The 21301-nt window shown below is 71.3% G+C and carries 18 protein-coding genes; 3 read left to right on the top strand and 15 right to left on the bottom strand.

The window, feature by feature from the left end; translation table 11 throughout:
- Nucleotides 1–28: 28 nt before the first annotated feature.
- A complete protein-coding gene (locus H4W81_RS06145; protein ID WP_192773876.1) occupies nt 29–1234 on the top strand; it encodes a helix-turn-helix domain-containing protein in 1206 nt (401 codons plus the stop codon).
- 77 nt (nt 1235–1311) lie between these two features.
- On the opposite strand, the gene H4W81_RS06140 is transcribed toward H4W81_RS06145, so the two are convergent.
- The 8 genes from H4W81_RS06140 to H4W81_RS06110 form a co-directional block, all read right to left on the bottom strand.
- Nucleotides 1312–2367: a dihydrodipicolinate synthase family protein gene (locus H4W81_RS06140; RefSeq protein ID WP_318781552.1), complete on the bottom strand. Its 1056-nt coding sequence runs from the start codon at nt 2365–2367 to the stop codon at nt 1312–1314.
- Between the two features lie 32 nt (nt 2368–2399).
- Nucleotides 2400–3407: an NAD-dependent epimerase/dehydratase family protein gene (locus H4W81_RS06135; RefSeq protein WP_192773874.1), complete on the bottom strand. Its 1008-nt coding sequence runs from the start codon at nt 3405–3407 to the stop codon at nt 2400–2402.
- Between the two features lie 71 nt (nt 3408–3478).
- Nucleotides 3479–4372 carry a Gfo/Idh/MocA family protein gene (locus H4W81_RS06130; protein WP_192773873.1) on the bottom strand — a complete coding sequence of 298 codons (894 nt, stop codon included), beginning with the start codon at nt 4370–4372 and terminating at the stop codon, nt 3479–3481.
- Nucleotides 4373–4438: 66 nt separating this feature from the next.
- Complete coding sequence (locus H4W81_RS46785; protein ID WP_225958485.1) at nt 4439–5140, bottom strand: RNA-guided endonuclease InsQ/TnpB family protein; 702 nt, start codon at nt 5138–5140, stop codon at nt 4439–4441.
- A complete protein-coding gene (locus H4W81_RS46780; RefSeq protein WP_318781551.1) occupies nt 5137–5601 on the bottom strand; it encodes a transposase in 465 nt (154 codons plus the stop codon). Before H4W81_RS46780 ends, H4W81_RS46785 begins: the two co-directional genes overlap by 4 nt.
- A gap of 240 nt (nt 5602–5841) precedes the next feature.
- Nucleotides 5842–7647 carry a hydantoinase B/oxoprolinase family protein gene (locus H4W81_RS06120; RefSeq protein WP_192773872.1) on the bottom strand — a complete coding sequence of 602 codons (1806 nt, stop codon included), beginning with the start codon at nt 7645–7647 and terminating at the stop codon, nt 5842–5844.
- Complete coding sequence (locus H4W81_RS06115) at nt 7644–9725, bottom strand: hydantoinase/oxoprolinase family protein (RefSeq protein WP_192773871.1); 2082 nt, start codon at nt 9723–9725, stop codon at nt 7644–7646. Before H4W81_RS06115 ends, H4W81_RS06120 begins: the two co-directional genes overlap by 4 nt.
- A gap of 68 nt (nt 9726–9793) precedes the next feature.
- A complete protein-coding gene (locus tag H4W81_RS06110) occupies nt 9794–10165 on the bottom strand; it encodes a hypothetical protein (RefSeq protein ID WP_192773870.1) in 372 nt (123 codons plus the stop codon).
- 55 nt (nt 10166–10220) lie between these two features.
- On the opposite strand from H4W81_RS06110, the gene H4W81_RS06105 reads away from it, so the two are divergent.
- Nucleotides 10221–10916, top strand: a complete 696-nt coding sequence (locus H4W81_RS06105) for a thymidine kinase (protein WP_318781550.1) — start codon at nt 10221–10223, stop codon at nt 10914–10916.
- A 3-nt stretch (nt 10917–10919) separates the two neighbouring features.
- On the opposite strand, the gene H4W81_RS06100 is transcribed toward H4W81_RS06105, so the two are convergent.
- Both H4W81_RS06100 and H4W81_RS06095 read right to left on the bottom strand, forming a co-directional pair.
- On the bottom strand, nt 10920–13646 hold the full coding sequence (locus H4W81_RS06100; protein WP_192773869.1) for a glycosyl hydrolase family 95 catalytic domain-containing protein: 2727 nt from the start codon (nt 13644–13646) through the stop codon (nt 10920–10922).
- Between the two features lie 48 nt (nt 13647–13694).
- Entirely contained in the window at nt 13695–15584 is a 1890-nt protein-coding gene (locus H4W81_RS06095; RefSeq protein ID WP_192773868.1) for a glycoside hydrolase family 97 protein, read from the bottom strand.
- Between the two features lie 341 nt (nt 15585–15925).
- Between H4W81_RS06095 and H4W81_RS06090 the strand changes: the two genes are divergently transcribed.
- A complete protein-coding gene (locus tag H4W81_RS06090; protein WP_192773867.1) occupies nt 15926–16159 on the top strand; it encodes a response regulator transcription factor in 234 nt (77 codons plus the stop codon).
- Between the two features lie 79 nt (nt 16160–16238).
- Here H4W81_RS06090 and H4W81_RS06085 read toward each other — a convergent pair whose 3' ends face one another.
- The 5 genes from H4W81_RS06085 to H4W81_RS06065 all read right to left on the bottom strand — a co-directional run bounded on the left by H4W81_RS06085 (nt 16239) and on the right by H4W81_RS06065 (nt 21226).
- The gene (locus H4W81_RS06085) at nt 16239–17756 is read right to left on the bottom strand and encodes an alpha/beta hydrolase (RefSeq protein WP_225958483.1); all 1518 of its coding nucleotides are present in this window, start codon (nt 17754–17756) and stop codon (nt 16239–16241) included.
- Nucleotides 17753–18544, bottom strand: a complete 792-nt coding sequence (locus H4W81_RS06080) for an ABC transporter permease (RefSeq protein WP_225958482.1) — start codon at nt 18542–18544, stop codon at nt 17753–17755. Before H4W81_RS06080 ends, H4W81_RS06085 begins: the two co-directional genes overlap by 4 nt.
- Nucleotides 18545–18574: 30 nt before the next feature.
- The gene (locus H4W81_RS06075) at nt 18575–19501 is read right to left on the bottom strand and encodes an ABC transporter ATP-binding protein (RefSeq protein WP_192773865.1); all 927 of its coding nucleotides are present in this window, start codon (nt 19499–19501) and stop codon (nt 18575–18577) included.
- Nucleotides 19502–19714: 213 nt separating this feature from the next.
- Entirely contained in the window at nt 19715–20302 is a 588-nt protein-coding gene (locus H4W81_RS06070; RefSeq protein ID WP_225958481.1) for a DsbA family oxidoreductase, read from the bottom strand.
- A 27-nt stretch (nt 20303–20329) separates the two neighbouring features.
- The gene (locus H4W81_RS06065; protein ID WP_192773863.1) at nt 20330–21226 is read right to left on the bottom strand and encodes a hypothetical protein; all 897 of its coding nucleotides are present in this window, start codon (nt 21224–21226) and stop codon (nt 20330–20332) included.
- Nucleotides 21227–21301: the final 75 nt, after the last annotated feature.

Here is a 21301-nt window from a genome sequence, read left to right as displayed (position 1 = left end):
GACCGTAATATGGCAGAGGGAGGCGTGGGTGGGAATCGTCATCGGGGTCGTCGGCCCGCACGATCTGGTCGACGACGTCGCGGCCACCTGCGAGGAGCAGCCGGGCGTCACCGCGCTGCGGCTCGACTACGACCACGAGTCGCAGGCTCCCGCGATCGTCGAGGCGCACTCGTCCACCGTAGAGGGGTGGCTGTTCACCGGCATCGTGCCGTACATGCTGGCCAGTGACGCCGAGGCGCTCACCCGTCCCGCGGCGTTCGTCGACTACTCCGGGGCGACGCTGCTGACCGCTCTGGTACGGCTCCAGCACGAGGGCCAGGACATCACGCGCCTGTCCATCGACACGATCTCGTCCGCCGACGTCCACGCCACGTTCGAGGAGGCGGGGCTGCCCACCGACCAGGTGCGCACGCTGCCCTACCGGCCCGAGATGACCTCCAAGAAGGCCGTCTCCTTCCACCGGCGCGGCGGCGACCACGCCGTGATCACCTGTCTCAGCTCGGTGCACGAGGCGCTGCGCGACGACATGCACGTGCTGCGCCTCGCGCCCTCGGTGCACTCGGTGCGGGTGGCGCTGCGCCAGCTGCTGCTCACCGCCGAGGGGCAGGCGCAGGAGGACGCGCAGATCGCGCTCGGGCTGATCGAGGTCGACAGCGAGGAGGGCCTGCTGCGCGAGGCGGCGGCACTCGGCGGCACGCTGGCCGCCTTCAGGGGCGGCACGCACCTGCTGGTGACCACGCGCGGCCCGCTGGCCGACGCGACGGGCGGCTTCTCCTGCCTGCCGATGCTGTCGCGGCTGACCATGACGAGCCAGGTGGTCAGGGTGGGCTTCGGTCTGGGCCGCAGCGCCGCCGAGGCCGAGAGCCTGGCGCGCAGGGCGCTGGCACGGGCCAGGCGCATCGGCGACGTCGCCGCCGTGCTGTCGCTGCGCGCCGACACCGACATCGTGCTGGAGTCGGTCGGCGCGACGCCCGCGGGCGAGCAGAACCTGTCGGTGATCGCGCGCAGGGTCGGCCTCTCGGTGCCGACGCTGGAGAAGCTGCTGGAGGCCCGCGAGGCGGCCGGCGGCGAGCCGCTGACCACCAGGGAGATCGCCGAACGGCTCGCGGTGCAGCAGCGCACGGCCCGCCGCATGCTGCACCGCCTTGAGCTGGCCGGGCTCGCCGAGCGCACCGGCAACCTGACCAGCGGGACCAGCGGCCGCCCCCTGACCCTCTACCGGCTGACCCTCTAGCCAGGCCGGCCCGGCCAGCGCCCGCGGACCCGGCTCGCTCTCTGGGCCGGTCACCATCCGCGGATCCGGCTCGTCCGCTAGGCGAGCCACCGGTCGAGGCCCTCGGCGACGAAGTCGTCGTCGCGCAGCCACGGGTAGGCCGCCCACACGCGGTCGATCTCGGCGAGCTGTCCCGGTGACAGCTCCTCGGCCGGGTCCAGGCACCAGCGTCCGGCCAGCAGCCCCTGGCGGCGCAGGATCTCGTGGATGCCGGGGATGCAGCCGTGGAAGCCGTTGGCCGAGTCGAAGATGGCGGCGTTGGCGTCGGTGAGGTGGCCGTCGAGCCCGAGCAGCCTGCGCACCGCCGCGTCGTCGCCGGCGCGGGCCAGCTTGGCCTCGTCCAGCAGCTCGACCGCCTTCTTGACCCAGACCGCCCACTGGCCGAGCAGGCCGCCGACGAACTCGACCTCGACCTCGCGGCCGTCCACGATCACCCGGTGGGTGGTGATGAGGTCGGCCAGGATGTGGTCGTCGTTGCCGGTGTAGAGCGCCACCTCGTCGGCGCGCCCCGCCCTGACCACGCCGTGCAGCACGTCGAGCGTGCGGTAGCGGTCGAAGGGCGCCACCTTGATGCCGACGACCGACTCGATGGCCGCCAGCCGCGTCCAGAAACTCCTGGACAGGGTGCGGCCGCCCACGGCGGGCTGCAGGTAGAAGCCGATGACGGGCAGCACCTCGCCGACCGCGCGGGCCCGCTCGATCAGCTGGTCCTCGTTCAGCTCCCGGTAGGGGCTGAGCAGCACCATGTGGTAGCCGAGCGAGCGGGCCAGCTCGGCCTCGGCCACGGCCTGGTCGGTCGGGCCCGTCGCGCCCGCGACCATGACGATCTCGCGGCCCGCCTCGCGGGCGGTCTCCGCCGCCAGCTCCAGGACGGGCGGCAGCAGGTCGGTGCCGTGGATGGCGAACTGCGTGGTGTGGACGCCCACGGCCAGGCCGCCCGCGCCCGCCTCGACGTAGTAGCGGGTCAGCGCCCGCTGGCGGCGCTCGTCCAGCTTGCGTCCCGCGTCGAGCGCCAGCGGGTGCGCAGGGATGACCAGGCCGCGCCTGAACAGGTCGCGGACGGACGTCTGAGCCTCTGGAGCCGTGCTGAGCACGTCACTTCCCCCTTGATCGATGAGCATGCGGATCAGAACCGGCCGTCGCGGCGCTCGAACTTGGTCGGCTTGCCGAGCAGCGGCCCGCCGTCGGCCACCCAGCGCGCGGTGAGCTCGATCAGCTCGGCGGGCGCCAGCTCCGGGTAGCCGAAGAGCCTGTGACACTTGGCCGCGTTCGACAGCAGCGCGGTGGGCGCCTCCTCGCCGACGAAGGAGGGCTGCTTGCCCAGCGCCCTGCCGAGGTCGGTGGCGGCCTGCCGGACCGAGATCAGCTCGGGTCCGGTCAGGTTGAGCGTGAACGGCGGAGCCTGCGCGTGCAGCAGCGAGCGGAGCGTGACCTCGTTGGCGTAGCCCTGCCAGACCACGTTGGCCATGCCGGTGGACAGGTCGACGGGCTCGCCCGCGTGGACCTTCTGCGCCAGGTCGACGAGGACGCCGTAGCGCATCTCGACGGCGTAGTTGAGCCTGATGAGGGCCAGGCGCGTGCCGTACTTCTCGCTGAAGTGCGACATCACCCGCTCCCTGCCCAGGCAGCTCATCGCGTACTCGCCCACCGGGTCGGCCGGGGTCTCCTCGGTCGCGCCGCCGCTGGTCACGGGGACGAGCGGGTAGACGTTGCCGGTCGACAGGGCCGCGATCCTGCTGTCCCTGAACCGGTCGGCGACCCGTCCGGGCAGGTAGGAGTTGGTGAACCAGGTGGCGTGCTCGGCGCCCTGGGTGCCGAACTTGGCGCCGACCAGGAAGACCACGTTCTCCACGTCGGGCAGGTCGCGCAGCGCCTGCTCGTCGGCCACGTCGGCGCTGACGACCGTGGCGCCCTCCCGCGTCAGGTCATCGGCCAGGCCAGGCTCGGAGAACCTGGAGACGGCCACGATCCGCCTGCTGCCCTTGGTCGCGTTGAGGGCGAGCCTGACGAGGCTCGGTCCGAGCTTTCCCCCCGCGCCAAGGATCATGATGTCGCCGTCGAGCCTGGCCAGGTCGTCGACCAGGCCATCGCTGGGCCGCGCCAGCCGTTCCTCGAGCTCTGCTACCGTCCGCACCCCGGAACTCCTCTCATTTACGGTCCAGACCGTAACTTCGCGAGTGTTTTCCTGTCAATGGGGGGTGATTTTTATCGCGCGGGCACGGCCTCGCGGGCGTCCACCAGGACGCCCAGGATCGCCCGGGTCTGGGCCCACGGCACCGGGCTCGGCGCGCCGCCGACCATGGCGAGGAAGGCCTCGACCGTGCCCTCGTAGCCGAGGCCCTTGAGCACGTCGTCGCCGCCCTCGATGACGATGTCGCGCGAGCCGTCGCGGGTGTGCACGGTGACGGTGTAGGCCTCGGAGTCCGAGACGCCGATGATCTCCACAGTGCCGGTGACCCCGCTGTCCCAGCGCAGCGCCATGACGCCGGTGTCCTCCGAGCGCAGGCCCTCGTAGTGGCGGACGGCGCCGGCCGCGCCCGCCAGCCGTACCGCGGGGCCCAGCAGGGCGACGAGCAGCTCCACGCCGTGGATGCCCATCGTGACCATGGTGCCGCCGCCCGCGCCCGGCGTGTCCTGCCACGGGTTGTAGCCGGTCGCCCAGAGCCCGACGTCGTGCCTGACCGTGGCGCGCACGGCCAGCACCTCGTCGGGGTCGACCCGGGCGGCCGTGAACGCGGGCGCGAACCTCAGCACGGAGCTGGACAGCACCCGATCGGTGATCTCCAGCCGGTCGAGCGCGTCGAGCTGGGCCCTGGTCGCGGCGGCCGGCTTGTTCATGAACACCGGCGCGCCGGTCTCCAGCACCGCCCTCAGCGCGTCGGGCGCCTGAGGGTTGGGCACGGTGAGCACGACGCCGTCCGGCTCGGCCGCCAGCAGCTCGGGCAGAGATCCCGCGACCTTGGCCGAGGGGTGCTCCTGCGTGAAGCGCCGCAGCCGCTCCTCGTCCTGCTCCCAGACCACCAGCTCGGCGTGGCGGGCCAGCGTACGGGCGTCGGTGTAGGGGTGGCTGGTGGCCAACCCCGCCAGGGCAATTCGCACAGCGTCCTCCAGTTCTGAGTGTGCGCCATCGTGACTCCTCCGCTCCCTGAAGGGAGCGGCTTCTCGCTAAGCCGCTCCCGCAGCCTGTCGAAGGGCAAGCCCTGCCCTCAAGATGTTGATCGCCGCGTTCACGTCGGCGTGTGCGGTGTGCCCGCACGCCACGCACGCGAACTCGGCTTGGGTGACGCGGTTCTCCTGCGCACAGTGCCCGCAACGCGAGCAGGTGCGCGAGGTGTTGGCGGGGTTCACTGCGATCAGCTCGCGACCGGCGCTTTCAGCCTTGTGCGCGAGGACCGTCAGGAACACCCCCCAACCGGCGTCCAGGATGCTCCGGTTGAGGCCGGACTTCGCTGCGACGTTCCGGCCGGGTGCCTCCAACGTGCCGGACGCCGATCGGGTCATGTTCGCGATCCGCAGGTCCTCGTGCACCATGACCAGCGCGAGCGCAGCCTTGTGCGCGCTGTCCAGGCGTTGACGGCGTACCTTCGCGTGCAGCGCGGCCACTCGTACCACGGCCTTGCGACGGCGCTTGCTACCTCGCTTCTTGCGGGTGAGGTCGCGCTGAGCCTCCGCGAGACGGTCGGCGGAGGTGGCCAGGTGGCGCGGGTTGGCCAGATGCCGGCCGTCGCTGGTCGTCACCAGCGAGGCCACACCCATGTCGATACCGGCCACCGCGCCAGTTGCGGGCAGGGTCTGGGCGGGCACGCCGTCGCACGACAGCACGACGTACCAGCGGCGGCCTTCCCGCTTCACACTGATCGTCTTCAACGCACCGGCCGGTGCTGGTGGACCCGCACATGCCCGATGCCCTGCAAGCGGACGAACCTCGCTGAAGGATGCTCAGGCTGGGAATCCCACCGGCAGCCGTCACCATCCTTGGGCCACTGCACCGTGTCGAACCAGCCACGTCCCTTGAAACGCGGGAAGCCCGGCGCGCGACTGGCCTTGACGCGGGAGAAGAACGCCGCGAACGTCTTGTCCAGACGCCTGAGGGTGGCCTGCTGGGAGGAGAACGACCACCGGCCGTGCCCATCAGGGTCGTCGGCGCGGATGTGTTTCAACTCGGCCGATTGATCGCCGTACCGGACGGTCACGCCTGCCTTGCGGTAGGCGGTGCGCCGATGCTCCAAGGCGGCGTTGTACATCTGCCGGTGATCCTCTACGCACTGCGCGAGCGCGACGGCCTGCTTGCTGGTGGGGCGCAACAGAAACGTGAACGACCTGCGCACACCCACCTCCAACGCTCGGTAATGAGATCACCACGCTACCGGCGGGCACCGACAAAATCCGAACGGGGGGAGCGCGGATTCCCCCGCCAGCTGAAGCAGGCGGTTCCCTCCGCGCAGATCTGATGGGAGGACTCGCGCGGGCGGGCGCAGAGGTCTTTTCGAGGATCCACGTAGGTGAGCGCCGGACGGGCGAGGGTGGGCTTGGGGTTGGGGTCTTCGGGAAAATCCGCCACCAGCGGGCTAGTGGTCGTCCACCTCCGCGTGGGTGCGGCCGCCGGACAGGGTCGGGTAGCCGGGGCCGCGGTCGAAGAACGGGGCCGGGGCCGCGCTCAGCCGGGCGCGCAACTCCCTGGTGGCCGCCTCGTCGACCTCGTCCCCGTCGAGGACCACGCCGTAGTCGGCCCGCGCGCCCTCGGCTGAGACCTTCCCGTCGCGTACGTCGGCGGCCACCTTCTCGGGGTCGCGCTCGTACGGCGAGCCCCAGCCGCCGCCTCCCGTGGTGCGGATGCGGATGATCTCGCCCGCCCGCACCGGATGGTCGTCGACCAGCCCCTCCATCTCCTGTCCCGCCACCGAGACCGTGAAGGGACGCCCGGCCCGTCCCCCGTTGACCCCCCAGCACGAGAGGATCGACCGGTCGGCGATCGACATGTAGGAGGCGTCCCTGAGCATCCTGATGTGCTTGTCGTAGCCGAGCCCGCCCCTGAACAGCCCCGGTCCGCCCGAGTCGACCGCGAGCCCGAGCCGCTCCACCCTGAACGGCCAGCGCGCCTCGGCGAACTCCACGGGGATGTTGCGCGAGTCGGGCACCACGTGGATGGTGTCCTCCCCGTCGGCGTACCACCGCCCGCCCGAGCCGCCGCCCAGGACCTCTCTCATCAGGTACGGCACGCCGCCCGCGTCCTCGCCGTACACGCCGGTGTAGCGGATGGTCTCCTGGTCGGCCGGCATCCGCCCGCCCGTCGCCTTGGCCAGCACCCCCGCCAGCACCCCGAGCAGCCGCAGGATGACGAAGGTCCTGGCGTTGGTGGGCGCGGGGAAGACCGGCGTCAGCAGCGTGCCCTTCTCGGGGAAGCGCATCTCGATGAGCGGGACCACGCCCTCGTTGACGTCGAGTTCGGCCATCCGCTCGGGCGTGTCGGCGAGGTTGCGCAGGATCGGGGCCAGCCACTTCTTCAGGAACACCCCGTCGGCGTAGTCGCCCGCGTGGTTGATCGGGCCCTTGGCCTGCGGCGAGGTGCCGGTGAAGTCGATGACGAGGCGGTCCTCCAGCCGGGTGAGCGTGATGCGCTGGGTGTGCAGGCGCGGCTCGTCGACGCCGTCGTGCTCGGCGTAGTCCTCCCAGACGTAGACCCCCTCGGGGATCTTCGACAGCAGCTCCCTGCGGAAGGTCTCGGTGGTCTTGCCGATGATGGCGTCGAAGCACCGCTCGACCTCGGCCCTGCCGTAGCGGTCGAAGAGCTCGGCCAGGCGGCGCGCTCCCATCAGGCAGGCCGAGCACTCGGCGTCGAGGTCACCGGCGAGCGAGTCGGGCATGCGGGAGTTGCGGGTCATGATCCGCAGCGCGGCCTCGTTGGGCACGCCGCGCTCCCACAGTCTGATCGGCGGCACCATCAGGCCCTCCTCGAAGACCGAGCGCGCGTGGGAGGGCATGCTGCCGGGCACCGACCCGCCGATGTCGTCATGGTGGCCGAAGGCCTGCACGAAGGACACCACCTCGCCCCGGTGGAAGACGGGCACGGTGACGCAGAGGTCGGGCAGGTGGCCGATGCCGCCCTCGGAGAGGTAGACGTCGTTGTGGAAGAAGACGTCGCCCTGGTTCATCGTCTCGATCGGGAAGTCGCGGACGACGGGCTGGACCAGGGCGGAGTAGGAGCGTCCGGTCAGCTTGCGCAGCCTGATGTCGTGGATGCCGGCGCGGAAGTCGTGGGCGTCGCGGATCATCGGGGAGCGGGCCGTGCGCGCGATCGCGGTCTCGACCTCCTTCTCCACGGAGGCGAGCGTGCCTTCGACGATCTCCACGAGGATCGGGTCAACGGCGGTCACAGGCTCTCTCCCGTCTCGCGCTCTCGGACGGCCCCGCCGGTGCCGGGCGCGGCCGCGTCGGCCCTGCGGATGACCAGGTTGCCGTGCGCGTCGCACGCGGCGGTGAAACCGGGGTGGAGCGGCAGAGTCGAGCCGTACTCCTCGATCACCGCCGGACCGCTGACCACGTCGCCCCAGCGCAGGTCCGCGCGCTGGTGGACGGGGCACTCGGCCCAGCCCTCGCGCTCGTCGAAGCAGACCCGCCGAGCGCCGGGGGCGGGAAGGGCCTCCTCGCCGCGCCGGGAACGTTCGGGGATGGCGGGCCTGGTGATGGGGCCGATGCCCGAGACCCTGAGGTTGACCCACTCCACGGCGTGCCGGGGATCGTCGCGGTAGGCGTAGCCGTAGAGCCGCTCGTGCGCCTCGTGGAAGCGGGCGAGCACCTCGGCGCGCCACTCCTCGCCGAGCGGGCCGGGTGGCGCGGGCACCCGCACCTCGTAGGCCTGACCGTAGTAGCGCAGGTCGGCGCTGCGCCGGCAGACGGGCGAGGTGAAGCCCTCGCGGTCGAGGGCGGCGACCGCCTGCCCTTCCAGCTCGGCGAAGATCCCCTCCAGCACGTTCAGATCCGGGCTCCTCGTGACGTGGGTGCGGACGTAGTCGTTCTTGACGTCCACGGTGAGCAGGCCGAACGCCGACACGTTGCCGGGGTCGGGCGGCACGATCACCGCGGGCAGCCCGAGGATGTCGATGAGGCGGCAGGCCAGCAGGGGCCCCGAGCCGCCGAAGGTGACCAGCGGGAAGTCGCGCACGTCGAGCCCGCGCTTGACGGTGATCTGCCTGATCGCGTTGCACTGGTTGAACGCGCTGATCTCCAGGACGCCCGTCGCGGTGCGCTCGGGGCTGAGGCCGAGCTTGCCCGCCAGCGCCTCGACGCCCTCCCTCGCCGCCTGCCGGTCGAGCGGGATCTCGCCGCCGAGCAGGTGCGGCGGGATCCTGCCGAGGAAGACGTGCGCGTCGGTGACCGTGACGTCGCCGCCGCCCCTGCCGTAACACAGCGGCCCCGGATCGGCCCCCGCCGACCGCGGCCCCACTTTCAGCGTGCCCTCGGGCGAGATCCAGGCGATCGAGCCGCCGCCCGCGCCCACGGTCACGATGTCGATCATCGGGATCTTGCACGGGTAGCGCCCGATCGAGCCCTCGGTGGTGAGCGAGGGCTCGCCGTCCACGACCACCGCCACGTCCGTGGAGGTGCCGCCGCCGTCCAGCGTGATGACGGAGGGGTGCCCGGACGTGGCGGCGATCAGCGCCGCGCCCAGCGCCCCCGCCGCGGGCCCCGACAGCACCGTGGTGATCGGCTGGTGCACCACCTCGGCGGCGCTGAGGATGCCGCCGTTCGACTTCATCACCGAGTACGGCATGCGCAGCCGCTCGGACAGGTTGGCGATGTAGCGCCGCATCGTCGGCTTGACCGCCGCGTCGACCAGCGTCGTGACCGAGCGCTCGTACTCCCTGTACTCCCTCAGCACGTCGCTCGACAGCGACACCACGGCCTCGGGGTGTTCGCGTTCGAGCACCTCGCGCATCCGCGCCTCGTGCCCGGGGTTGGCGTAGGAATGCAGGAAGCACACCCCGATCGCGGTGATCCCCCGCTCCCTGAACCACCGCGCGACCCGCGTGGCCTCCTCCTCGTCGAACGGCCGGACCTCGGCGCCCAGGTGATCGAGACGCCCGCCGACCGTCTTCACCCGGTGCACGGGCACGATCCTGGGCGGCTTCACCCAGAAGTAGGAGTTGCCGTAGCCGTCGGGCACGCTCTGCCTGGCGATCTCCAGGATGAACTCGAACCCCTCGGTGGTCACGAACCCGAGGTCCTGGATCCGGTCCTCGAGCAGCTGGTTGGTGGCCACGGTGGTGCCGTGCACCAACCCGGTGACCGCCACGCCCGCCTTCGCGCCGCCCACCTTCGCAAGGCCCGCCATGAACCCGTCGGCCGGGTTGGCGGGCGTCGAGGGCGTCTTGGTGGTGAAGATCTCGCCGGTCCGCTCGTCGACCGCCACCACGTCGGTGAACGTGCCCCCGGTGTCCACTCCGATACGCATGGGTTCAGTGTCTACCGATGGACCTGCCCGCGGGGATCAGCGAAACCTGCCGAACAACCGGCGTTTCTTCATCGTCTCCTGCTGCCGAGCACGTCGTCGATCACCTTGGGGGCGTTCTCGGTGCCGACGTAGGCCGCCAGCCGTACGGCCAGCTCGTGCGCCTTGGTCAGCTCCATCTCCACCCGCGCCTTGCCGGACTGGCCGGCCTGGATGCCGAAGTAGGCGCCGATGATGGTGCCGATCACGCCGCACACCCCGGCGAACATGGTGGCGAACTCCTTGGTGGCGAACACCGCGGCCCCGAACGCCACGAGGATGACGATGATGCCGGTCAGCACGACGAAGAAGCCGTAGCGCCAGCGTGCCGCGTCGGCCTGGGCGGCGGTCAGGTCGTCGGGGGTCATCAACGCGTCCAGCGCAGCCGGGTTGTCCGTGGCCACAGTTGCCTCCTGATGCCGGTGGGAACATAAGTGATGCCCAGTAAGCTAGCGGCCTGTGACCGAATTGTCCGCGCTCTCCTCCGTGCCCTCCGCCGCCCGCGACGCCGTGCTGAAGTTCTACTTCGGTCCCATGGACTGCGGTAAGTCGACGCTGGCCCTCCAGATGAACTACAACCACGGACGGCAGGGCAGGCGCGGACTGGTGCTGACCAAGCACGACAGGTCGGGCGGCCCGAAGGTCACCAGCAGGATAGGGCTCGGGCTCGACGCCATCGAGGTGGACGACTCCCTCGACCTGGTGGAGCTGGTGCGGGGGCACGACAGGATCGACTACCTGATCTGCGACGAGGCGTGCTTCTACACCCTGGAGCAGATCGAGCAGCTGGCCGACCTGGTCGACGAGCACGGGGTGGACGTCTACGCCTTCGGCCTGGCCTCCGACTTCAGGTCGCGGATGTTCCCCGCCGCGCAGCGCCTGTTCGAGCTGGCGGACGAGGTGTGCAGGCTGCAGGTCGAGGTGCTGTGCTGGTGCGGGCGGCCCGGACTGCTGAACGCCCGCGTCGTCGGGGGCGCGATGGCGCGCAGCGGCGAGCAGGTCGTGATCGGCGACACCGACGCCTCGCCGGTCCGCTACCAGGTGCTGTGCCGCCGCCACCACCGCGGCGGCCAGCTGGCCGTGCCGTCCGCCGACGAGGCGGCGCTTGGGGCTGAGGCGGGCAGGTCTCAGGAGAACCTGTCCGCCTCGGCCTGAGGATCAGCCCACCTGGATCCGCGCCTGCCCGCCTGCGCTCCAGCCGCCCGAGGCGGCGCTGCCCGTGACCGGGTGCGCCCCTGCCGTCGCGTCCTGGGGCACCCGCACGGTGAAGGTGGCCGTACGGGACTCACCCGGCCTGACCGGCAGCAGCCTGGCGGACGCGGGCTCGGCCGTCCAGCCCTGGGGCAGCCCCAGCGTCACCCGCGTGGAGGGCAGCGTGGACCGGTCGACCGCGGCGAGCGTGACCGTGACGGGCACCTCGGCGCCCGGCCGGTGCGGCCCCTCGGGCACGCCGACGCTCACCTCGGCCTGGACCACGACGCGGTAGTCCTCGCCCTGCCTGGTGGGCAGTGTCAGCGTGTCGCCCTCGGCCCGGTGCGGCACCGGCCTGCCGCCGGCCGTGGTGACCCTGACCTTCCCGGCGAAGGCGGCGTTGCGCAGCTTCACCTCGCCGCCCTTGTCGGAGGTGAGGCGCACCTCGCGCAGCCGGCCCGCCTTCCAGGTGATCCCCACGGTGTGGGCGCCGCGGGCGCGCAGCCCCTCGACGCTGCCGTCGCGCCAGGCCGCGGGCAGCGCGGGCAGGATGTCGGCCGCGCCGAGGTGGCTCTGCAGCAGCATCTCGGTCATGCCCGAGGTGGCGCCGAAGTTGCCGTCGATCTGGAAGGGCGGGTGGGTGTCCCAGAGGTTGGCCAGCGTGCTGGTCTGCAGCTGGTCGCTCAGCAGTTTGTGCGCGCGGTCACCGTCGAGCAGCCGGGCCCAGAAGTTGATCTTCCAGGCCTTGCTCCACCCGGTGCCGACGTCGGTGCGGGCGTTGAGCGAGACCTTGGCGGCCTCGGCCAGCTCCGGCGTGGTGCGCGGCGAGATCTGCCTGCCGGGGTGGACGGAGAACAGGTGCGAGACGTGCCGGTGGGTCTCCTTCGGGTCGTCGATGTCCTCCTTCCACTCCTGCAGCTGGCCCCACCTGCCGACCCGCAGGCCCGGGTCGAGCTTGGCCAGGACCTTCTCGGCCTCCGCGGCGTACTCCTCGTCGCCCACCAGCCCGGCCGCCTCGCGCAGGTCGGTGAACAGGTGCCACAGGATCTGCTGCGACATCGACGCCCCAGCCGTCGTGGGCCCGATCTCCGGGGAGCGGCTGGGGATGGCGACGAGCCTGCCGTCCCGGGGGTCGGTCTGGAGGAAGTCGAGCCAGAACTGCGCCGTCTCCTTCATGACCGGGTAGGCGGTGCCGGTCAGGTAGTCCTTGTCGAGTGTGAAGCGGTAGTGGTCGTAGAGCTGCTGGGACAGCCACGCCCCCGACTCGGGGAAGAAGTAGGCGGGGTGGTCCCAGGCGCCGGTCTGGCCGAAGATGTTGGAGGCGTGGTGGGCTACCCAGCCGCGCGTGCCGTACATCTGCCTGGCCGTCACCCTGCCCGGTTCGCGCAGGCGGTCGACGTAGGCGTGGAACGGCTCGGCCGTCTCGGCGAGGTTGGCGATCTCGGCGGGCCAGTAGTTCATCTGCACGTTGATGTTGAGGTGGTAGTCCGCCTGCCAGGGCGGGGCCTCCAGGACGTTCCACACGCCCTGCAGATTGGCCGGCAGCGAGCCCGGCCTGGACGAGGCGATCAGCAGGTACCGGCCGTACTGGTAGAACAGCTGCTCCAGGGCCCGGTCCGCGGCGGCGGGGGTGCCCCTGCCGTACCGCGCGAGCAGGTCGTCGGTAGGGATCGGGGGCAGGACGCCGCCGAGGTCGAGCCGCACCCTGTCGAACAGCCTGGTGTGGTCGGCCTCGTGCGCGGCCCGCAGCTCCTCGTAGCCCTGGGCGGCGGCGCCGTCGACCTTCGCGGTGAGCGCGGCGTGCGGGTCGGCGCCCTTGTAGGTGGGGTAGTCGTCGGCGTAGTCGGTGCCGGTCCCGAGGATGAGGACCGCGGCGTCGGCGCCGGTCACCGTGACCGAGCCGTCCGGCTGCTCGGTTCTGGTGCCGCCCTCGTTGATCACCTGCAGCTGGGTCTCGTACCGCATGCCGTTGCTGTTGAGCGCGCCCTTCACGGTGATCCGGCCGCCGGAGGCCGCGGCGGTGGCCGTCCGGTTGGCCGGCACGGCGATCCTGGAGGTGAACGTCAGCCGGCCCGGCCGGTCGGCACCGAGCCTGGCGACCACCACGCCGGCCGGCGCGGAGGCGAAGTACTCCCTGGTGTACCGGACGTCGCCGGCCTTGAAGGAGACCCCGGCGAGGGCGCGGGAGAGGTCGAGGTCCCTGCGGTACTCGCTCACCTGGGCGGGCAGGCCGGCGAAGGCGAGGCGCAGGTCGCCGAAGCTCTGGTAGGCGCCGAAGCGGCGGTGGCGGGGCGAGTCGCTCTTCAGGCCGAGGGCGGCGAGCACGTCGTTGGGCGAGATGCCGCCCTCCTTCCAGATGCGCTCCCTGATGCCCTCCAGCGCGCCGGGCCGCGGCGTCTCCCAGTTGCCGAAGTTGTAGTCGGACACGCCTGGACCGCCGGTCCACAGCGTCTTGTCGTTGAACTGCAGCCGCTCGGCCTGGACGCCGCCGAACACGGTGGCGCCCATGGGGCCGTTGCCGATCGGCAGCGAGCGGGTCTCCCAGCCCTGGTTGTTGTCGGGCGCGGGCTCGTCGTACCAGAGCGTGTACGGCTCGGCGGGCGCCGCCGCGGCGGCGGGCGTCGTCGCGGGGACGACGGCCAGCGCCGCGCCCAGCACCAGCAGGAGGGGTCCTGCCAGCATGCGTCGGTTCATCTGTGGCACCTATACATCGGAGGTGTTCTCGGGACGGGGATCGGAGGTCTATCGGTCACAGGTGTCGAGGCCCGGCCGCCACCGGCAGGCGACGGCCGCGAAGCCGCCCTCGGCGGGCACGTCCACGGAGAGCCGGTCGCGGCCGCCGACGACCACGCGGCTCTCGCGCACCAGGCCGCCCTCGCCGTCCCTGACGACCTCGAGCAGCCATCGGCCGCGCAGGAGGTCCAGCGGCACGTCGAGGGTGCGGGCGGCGCCCGAGACGCCGGCGCCGACGAACCAGCGGTCGCCGCTGCGGCGGGCCAGCACGACGTGGTCGGCCGGCCGTCCCGACAGCAGGCGGGTCTCGTCCCAGACGCTCGGCACCTGCTCGAGGAAGCGCTCGGCCTGCGGCCTGGCCTGGTAGGACTCCACCGTCCCTGCCAGGTTCTGCAGCCCGGACTCGTAGACCACCGACAGGCCCAGCTCGTGGGCGTCGGAGGTGGGCCGGCTCGGGCGGTGGAAGGCCATCGGGGTGTAGTCCATGGAGCCGATGACGTTCCTGGTGAACGGCAGCGCGGTCAGGTGGCTGGTGCGCAGGTTGCTGGACTTCTCGCCGCCGTGCACGCCCTCCATGGTCATGACGTGCGGCCAGGTGCGGTGGACGCCCTTGGGGACGGTCGAGCCGTGGAAGTTGACCATGAGCTCGTTCGCCGCCGTGGCGGGCAGGATCTCGTCGTACCACCGCAGCCGCTCCTGCGACTCGGCGTCCATGAAGTCGATCTTGACGCCGCGCACGCCCCACCGGCGCAGGGTGGGCAGCCACAGCTCCCGCTCCTCGGGGGTGTCGAGGTCGCGGTAGTGGATCCAGACCATGATCTCCACACCCTTGGCCCCGGCGTACCCCACGAGCCGCGGGATCCAGCTGGTCGTGGGCCAGTCGGGGTCGGTGACGTCCCACTGGTCCTTGAGGAAGTACCAGCCCGCGTCGACCTTCACGTATGGCCAGCCGCGCAGGGCGGCGTAGTCGACGAACGCCTTCTGCTTCTCCAGGCTCTGTCCGGCCTGCCTGCCGCCCGCCAGCCACGTCCAGAGCACCTGGTCGGGCTCGATCCAGGAGGTGTCGCGCACCCTGGAGTCCGGCGCGAGGTCGTCGACGAGCGTGGACTCGGTGACGGTGGCCAGGTCGCCGACGATCATCACCCGCCACGGGGTGGTCAGCGGGCCGCTCACCTCGACCCGCTGGTCCCAGAGGCCGAGCCGGTAGGTCCCGGTGCCCTGCTCGTGGGCCAGCCTCGGGCCCGAGTAGCGGCCGTCGAGGTCCGACTCGGTGATCAGCAGGTAGCTGCCGCCCGTCTCGAACAGCGCGGACACCATGAAGTCGGCGGCGGGCGCGCTCAGCGCGGTGTACTGGACGAACGGGTTCTCGTAGTCGCGCCGGTGCCGGGCCAGCCAGGCGGCGGCGGCCTGCGGCACGGTGAAGGCCGAGGTCTCCCTCAGCACGGCGCCGTGGTCGCCGGGCAGCGCGTAACGGTAGGACACGCCGTCGCGGGAGGCCCTGACCACCAGGTCGAGCCGGGCACCCTCGGCGGTGACGAAGGAGAACGTGCTCTCCCGCATGACGGCGGCGCGCGCGAGCCGCTTGCCCACCGTCGTGGTGTAGCGCTCGGCCACGGGGCGGTCGCGGCGGCCGGCGAAGCGCAGGCCGCGCGACAGGTCGGCGCGCTCGGTGACGATGCCGACGGGGCTGGGCTCGAGCACCTGGGTGGCGCCGTGCCGCACTTCGAGGGAGAGCGTGCCCTGGCCCTCGTCGAGCCTGAGCAGCGCGGAGGGGCCGGCGCCGAGGCCGTGGATCGTCCAGGTACCGGAGCCCGCGCGGGCGGGCTGGGCGGCGAGGAGGGAGACGAGCAGGAGGAGGGCGGCGGATAACCGGGACAACGTGGCGGAAACCATCGGCATGAGGGGGCTCCTACGGGACCGCATACGTCGGATGTATTTCCGGATCGTAACCCGTGAATTTCCGGATGACCAGAGCCAGGTCGCGCGGTGATCCGATCTCTTTCCTGCGTTGTCTCCTGATGGCCTTCGTGTGGCCGCCAGGAGTCCAATGCCAGCAAGCCACTCGAAAGCGACTTTCAACCACCAGTGGCTACAAATCTCACTTAACAGCACAAATCGGAAGAGTTTCCGGCCCCCTAGGCCGGCTTCCTTCCGTCACGGGTGATGCGGCCACGCCGCGGGAGCCCGCGGCCCGGAGCCGTACGACGTCGAAAGTCACCGAGATCGCCGGAAATGATCAGATGCTCCAGTTCCTTCCGCACGGCGGCGCCGCCGAGGTCGCCGAGCCGGCCCTCGCTCCCCGTGAGGCCGAGGCCCTGCGGCACATCGCCGCCGGGTGCACCTACTCCCAGACCGCCCGGCGCATGGGAATCAGTCAGCACACGATCGACACCTACCTGCGCAGGATCCGGCTGAAGTTCGGGATCACGAGCAAGGCGGAGCTCACGCGGCTGGCGGTCGCGCTGGGTCTGTGACGTACGGAGCCGATGGAACAGACGTACGGCCCCTCGGACACGCTGTCCGAGGGGCCGTACGCCGGAGAGGCCGGTGACCTCAGCCGCACCTGGTTCCGTTCACCGGCGGACGGCCCTCGATGAGGTAGGTGTCGACGGCGTCGTTGACGCACGCGTTGCCGCGCTTGTCGTAGGCGCCGTGACCGTCGCCGTCATGGGTCAGCAGCACGCCGGACGACAGCTGGCCGGCCAGCCCCTCCGCCCACGCGTACGGCGTCGCGGGGTCCCTGAGGTTGCCCACGACCAGGATCGGGGCCGCTCCCCGCGCCGTGATGGCGTGGGGCCTGCCGGTCGGCTTGACCGGCCAGTACGCGCACCTCAGCTCCGTCCACGCCAGCATCTCCCCGAAGACGGGAGCCGCCTCGCGGAAGGCGGGCAGCCGCGCCTCCACCTGGTCAGCCGACGTCAGGGACGGCGGGCCGTCCAGGCAGATGATCGACTGCATGGCCTCCGCGGAGTTGTCGTCCGCCCCGTGCGAGGAGTCGGCCAGCTGGAGCATGGCGGCGCCCTTGCCGCTCATGGCCTGCTGGAGGGCGGTCCGCAGGAGCGGCCACGCCCTCTTGTCGTACAGGGCGCCGCCGATGAGGCCGATGGCCGTCTCCTTGTCGAGCGTCTGCGCGCCCTCGCCGGGAAGCGGCCTGCGGTCGATGTGCTCCAGCAGGCCGACGAGGCGCCGCCTGGCCGCCGCGGGGTCCGTGCCCAGCGCGCAGTCGGAGCGCTGGGCGCAGTCGGCCAGGAAGGAGTCGAGGGCCACTTCGAACCCGCGGGCCTGGACGATGGACGCGTCCGTCGGCCACGCCCTGGGATCGACGGCGCTGTCGAGGACCAGCCTGCCGACGCGGGCGGGGAAGAGCTCGGCGTAGACGGCGCCGAGCTGGGTCCCGTAGGAGAACCCGAGGTAGTGCAGCCTGGCGTCGCCGAGGACACCGCGCAGCACGTCCATGTCCTTGGCCGCCTCGACGGTCGAGACATGGGCGAGCAGTTCGCCGGACTGTGCCCGGCAGCCGGCCCCGAACTTCTTGAGCTCGTCGGCGACCTCGCTCGCCGTCGGCTCGGCGCGGGCCCTCGGGTTCCGCGCCTGGCGGCCGTAGACGCCGGCGCCCGCGTCCGGAGCGCAGCGGATCGCGGCGCTCTTGCCGACACCCCTGGGGTCGAACCCGACGATGTCGTAGCGGGCCCTCAGCCGGTCGGTGAGGACCTCGCCGGACACGCGGGCGAAGTCCACCCCCGAACCGCCTGGGCCGCCGGGGTTGAGCAGCAGGGAGCCGATCCGCTGTCGCCGGTCGGCGGCCGGCTTGCGCATGACGGCCAGCGTGATGGTGTCCCCGCCTGGATGGGCGTAGTCGAGCGGGACCTTGACGCGACCGCACTCGAACCCGCTGTCGCACGCCTTCCACGTGATCCGCTGCTCGTAGAAGCCACGCAGCGCCCCGGCGTCCGCCGGGACGGAAGGCGGCCTGGCGTCGGTCTTCCCTGTGGCGCATCCCGCGGCCGCCAGGCCCAGCAGGACGGCGGCCGCGGTGAGCAGGCCGAGTCGGCCCCTGCCGCGTGACATCATGCGTCCCGCCTGCGCATCCCGAGGACCGCGAGGCCGAACATCCCGGCCGCCCAGGCACAGTAGAGCGCGAACCAGCCCCAGGGAGCGCTCTCCGCCATGTCGGTGATCCGCATGCCCGCCATGAGCGGCATGACCTCGACCAGCTTCTCGGTCCCCGGCACCAGGCTCAGGAGAACGGGCAGGACGTAGAACAGGCCGAGCGTGGCGAAGATGACGCCCGCCGTATGGCGGATCATTGCGCCGACGGCCATCGTCAGGACGACCAGCACCGTGAGGTAGGCGCACAGGCCCAGCAGGGAGCGCAGCACCCCGGGGTCGGTCACGCTGCCGAGCACCTCACCCGCGGCGAGCTGGACGGCGAAGGAGATCCCCACCACGACGAGCGTGGTCACCAGAGTCGCCGCGGCGAACACCGTCATCTTGGCCGCCAGCATGCGGCCGCGCCATGGAACGCTCATCAGCGAAACCTTGATCATCCCGGAGCGATACTCGCCACCGATCGCCATGGCCCCCAGCACCATGATCGCGATCTCGCCGAGTGCCGCCCCCAGCTGGACCACGGCCACCGCCTGGCCCATGGTGCTCGTCGAGCCGCCCCAGGACGACACGGTCGTGGTGACCGCGATGAGGGCGCTCGTGCCGATGGCGAGCATCGCGAAGATCGCGAGACACCAGCGGACCGATCGCACCGAGCGGAACTTGGTCCATTCGGCGCGCAGTACGTTGCCGAACCCGCCTCGCGCCGGCGTGAGGCCGGCTACGGGAACCGCAAGAGTTGTTACAGCCATGACTTCCCCCGTCAGTTGGCTCGCGACCGGTCAGGCGCCGGCCGTGGACATAGGCGAACCCGCCCGGAACTGGACGCTTGCCTGCGTCAACTTCATGAACACGGCCTCGAGCGAGTCGCTGCGCATCCAGAGCTCGTGCACCGCCACCCCTGCCGTCAGGGCGAGATCGCCGACGCGGGGGGCGGAGAGGCCGAGGACGGTCAGGGATCCGTCGGGTTCCTCCCTGACGCGTCCGCCCGCGGATTCCAGGACGGGACGCAGCGCCGTCGCGCTCGGGGCGCGCACGTGGACCGACCCGAGCGAGTGGCCCGCCAGGAACTGTGCCATGGGCTCATCGGCGATGAGCCGCCCCTGACCGATCACGATGACGTGATCGGCGGTGCCCTCCATCTCGCTCATGAGATGACTGGAGACGAAGACCGCCCGCCCCTGCGCGGCGAACGACCTCATGAGGGTGCGGACCCACAGGATCCCCTCGGCGTCCAGGCCGTTCATCGGCTCGTCTAGCACCAGGACCTGCGGGTCGCCGAGCAGCGCGGCCCCGATGCCCAGCCGCTGTCTCATCCCGAAGGAGAACGTGCCGACGCGCTTGCGCGCCACCTGGGAGAGCCCCACCAGGTCCATCACGTCCGCCACCCTGGCACGGCCGATGCCGTTGCTCTGTGCCAGCCAGAGCAGGTGGTCGTAGGCCGACCTGCCGGGATGCGCGGCATCGGCGTCCAGCAGCGCGCCGATCTCGCGCATCGGATATCGCAGCTTCTCGTACGGCCGGCCGTTGACGCTGGCGGATCCCGACGTCGGGCGATCCAGCCCCATGATCATGCGCATCGTCGTGGACTTGCCTGAGCCGTTGGGGCCCAGGAAGCCGGTGATGGCGCCTGGTCTCACCGTGACGGACAGTCCGTCCACTGCCAGGGTCGCGCCGAACCGCTTGGTCAGCCCCCGTGTCTCGATCATCTAGATTCTCTCCGTGGTCTCTCGTGTCCTGCCGCCTCCCGCTCCCCCGTCGTGGGCGGGAGCGGAAGCGCGGCGCTGCAGCGGGTCGTGTGCGTCACCCGTGTGTTTCAGTAAGCAGGACAGGAAAGGCGCACGTCACGTCACTGGCATTCGCGACTTGACGGAGAATATCGATCTTGGTAATGCAGCGGCCGGGACCTGGACCGTGCCGCGTCAGCGGGTGGTGCGTTCGGCGACCTCCTCGAGCGCGGCGAGGAAGGTCTCCTCCGGCTGCGCGCCCGAGACGCCGAACTCCCCCTCGAACAGGAAGAACGGCACGCTGGTGATCCCCAGCTCGCGAGCCCTGCCGAGCTGCTCGCGGACCTCGTCACCCGCCTCGCCCGTGTCGCTCACCCCGACCTCGGCGGCCAGTTTGGCCAGGACGCCGGTGTCGGCGATGTTGAGCCCGTCGGTGAAGTGCGCGGCGAACAGGCGCTCGGTCATCTCCGCGCCCAACCCCTGGCGGGCGGCCACCTCGATCAGGCGGTGGGCCTCGAAGGAGGACGCGCTCACCGCCCTGTCGAAGTGGAACTCCAGCCCCTCCGCGGCTCCCACGGCCGTGACCCTGGAGGTCATCTGCGAGACGTCGCCGCCGAACTTGCGCTGGAGCGCCTCCAGCAGGGGCTCACCCTCGGCCGGAGCGCCGGGGTTGAGCTCGAACGGGCGATAGGTGACCTCCACCTCGCCCGCGTAACGCGCGGCCGCCCTGGCGAAGCGCCGATGCCCTATATAACACCAAGGACAGACCACGTCCGAAACCATCTCTACCTTCATGACCTGCTGTAACACTCAACCTGCGGCGAGTTCTTCCAAGCGGTGCGGGAGATAGCCCGAGTCGTCAACGAGCGCCGAGGCGCCCCGCCACCAGCCGAACCACTCCGCGCTGCGCCACATCCAGTCGACCCGCTCGATCGCGGCCACCACGTCGCCGACATTCGCCCACGACGCGCCCAGCTGTTCCTGCGTCGCGCCGTGGCGCAGCGCCCACTCCCGCAGGATGCGCACCGCGTCCTCGGGCACCGCCCTGGCATAGGGGTCGGGGTCCTCGCCCGGCAGCCGGTGGGGGCCGAGCCCGGCCGCCACTCCCCAGCTCCACTGGGCCTCGGCGGGCTTGGAGTAGCGCAGGGAGGAGAAGTCGAGGTTGGAACCGAGATCGTCGTCTGGACGCCTGGTCACCACGGCGTCGAGCCTGCCCCCCGCGTCGAAGTGGACGACCAGGCGCTCGCCGGGCCGCGCCGACTCGGGCAGCTCGATGCGGTCCTCCGCCTGCCAGGAGTTGAGATCGACCTCCGCCACCGCCGGGCCCCACAACGCGTCGGCCGCGTCGTCGGCGATCCAGGCCGCCAGCATCTCCAGCAGGGTCAGATCGGTCCAGGGGTCGATCGCCGCGGCGGTCCGCAGCACCTCCACGGGGGCGGGCAGCTTGCCGCCGCGTTCCTTCTCCCACCAGTCCCCGCCCAGCTCCCGCACCCCGACCACGAGTGCGGCGATGGACGCCAGCTCCGCCGACCGCCTGGTCAGTGAGGCGCCCAGAGCCAGGTCCAGGCACTGGGAGGCGTGCTCGTCGCCCAGCGTGGCGCGCGCGTGGGCGATCAGCGTGGCGGCCGTCGGCCGCTCCTCGCCGAGCAGATTGTTGATGACTCGTCTGGCCTCTGTCCTCGCGTCTTCAGCGTGTGCCTCGCGCATACAGCCACGCTACGCCCGTAGATCCTTTCCCAACAGCTTGTACGAAGAACCTGTATGACGATACGGTCACCCGCG

It is taken from the genome of Nonomuraea africana (assembly GCF_014873535.1).
GTDB lineage: Bacteria > Actinomycetota > Actinomycetes > Streptosporangiales > Streptosporangiaceae > Nonomuraea > Nonomuraea africana.
The sequence above is the reverse complement of the archived record's forward strand: the minus strand, read 5'-3'. Positions and strand labels throughout refer to the sequence as shown.

Excerpts from the sequence above, each read along its gene's own strand:
- H4W81_RS06115 (WP_192773871.1), bottom strand. The coding sequence starts at position 9,725 with ATGCGTATCGGAGTGGACACCGGGGGCACGTTCACCGACGTGGTGGCG.
- H4W81_RS06100 (WP_192773869.1), bottom strand. The coding sequence starts at position 13,646 with ATGAACCGACGCATGCTGGCAGGACCCCTCCTGCTGGTGCTGGGCGCG.
- H4W81_RS06095 (WP_192773868.1), bottom strand. The coding sequence starts at position 15,584 with ATGCCGATGGTTTCCGCCACGTTGTCCCGGTTATCCGCCGCCCTCCTC.
- H4W81_RS06090 (WP_192773867.1), top strand. The coding sequence starts at position 15,926 with ATGCTCCAGTTCCTTCCGCACGGCGGCGCCGCCGAGGTCGCCGAGCCG.
- H4W81_RS06085 (WP_225958483.1), bottom strand. The coding sequence starts at position 17,756 with ATGATGTCACGCGGCAGGGGCCGACTCGGCCTGCTCACCGCGGCCGCC.
- H4W81_RS06080 (WP_225958482.1), bottom strand. The coding sequence starts at position 18,544 with ATGGCTGTAACAACTCTTGCGGTTCCCGTAGCCGGCCTCACGCCGGCG.
- H4W81_RS06075 (WP_192773865.1), bottom strand. The coding sequence starts at position 19,501 with ATGATCGAGACACGGGGGCTGACCAAGCGGTTCGGCGCGACCCTGGCA.
- H4W81_RS06070 (WP_225958481.1), bottom strand. The coding sequence starts at position 20,302 with ATGGTTTCGGACGTGGTCTGTCCTTGGTGTTATATAGGGCATCGGCGC.
- H4W81_RS06065 (WP_192773863.1), bottom strand. The coding sequence starts at position 21,226 with ATGCGCGAGGCACACGCTGAAGACGCGAGGACAGAGGCCAGACGAGTC.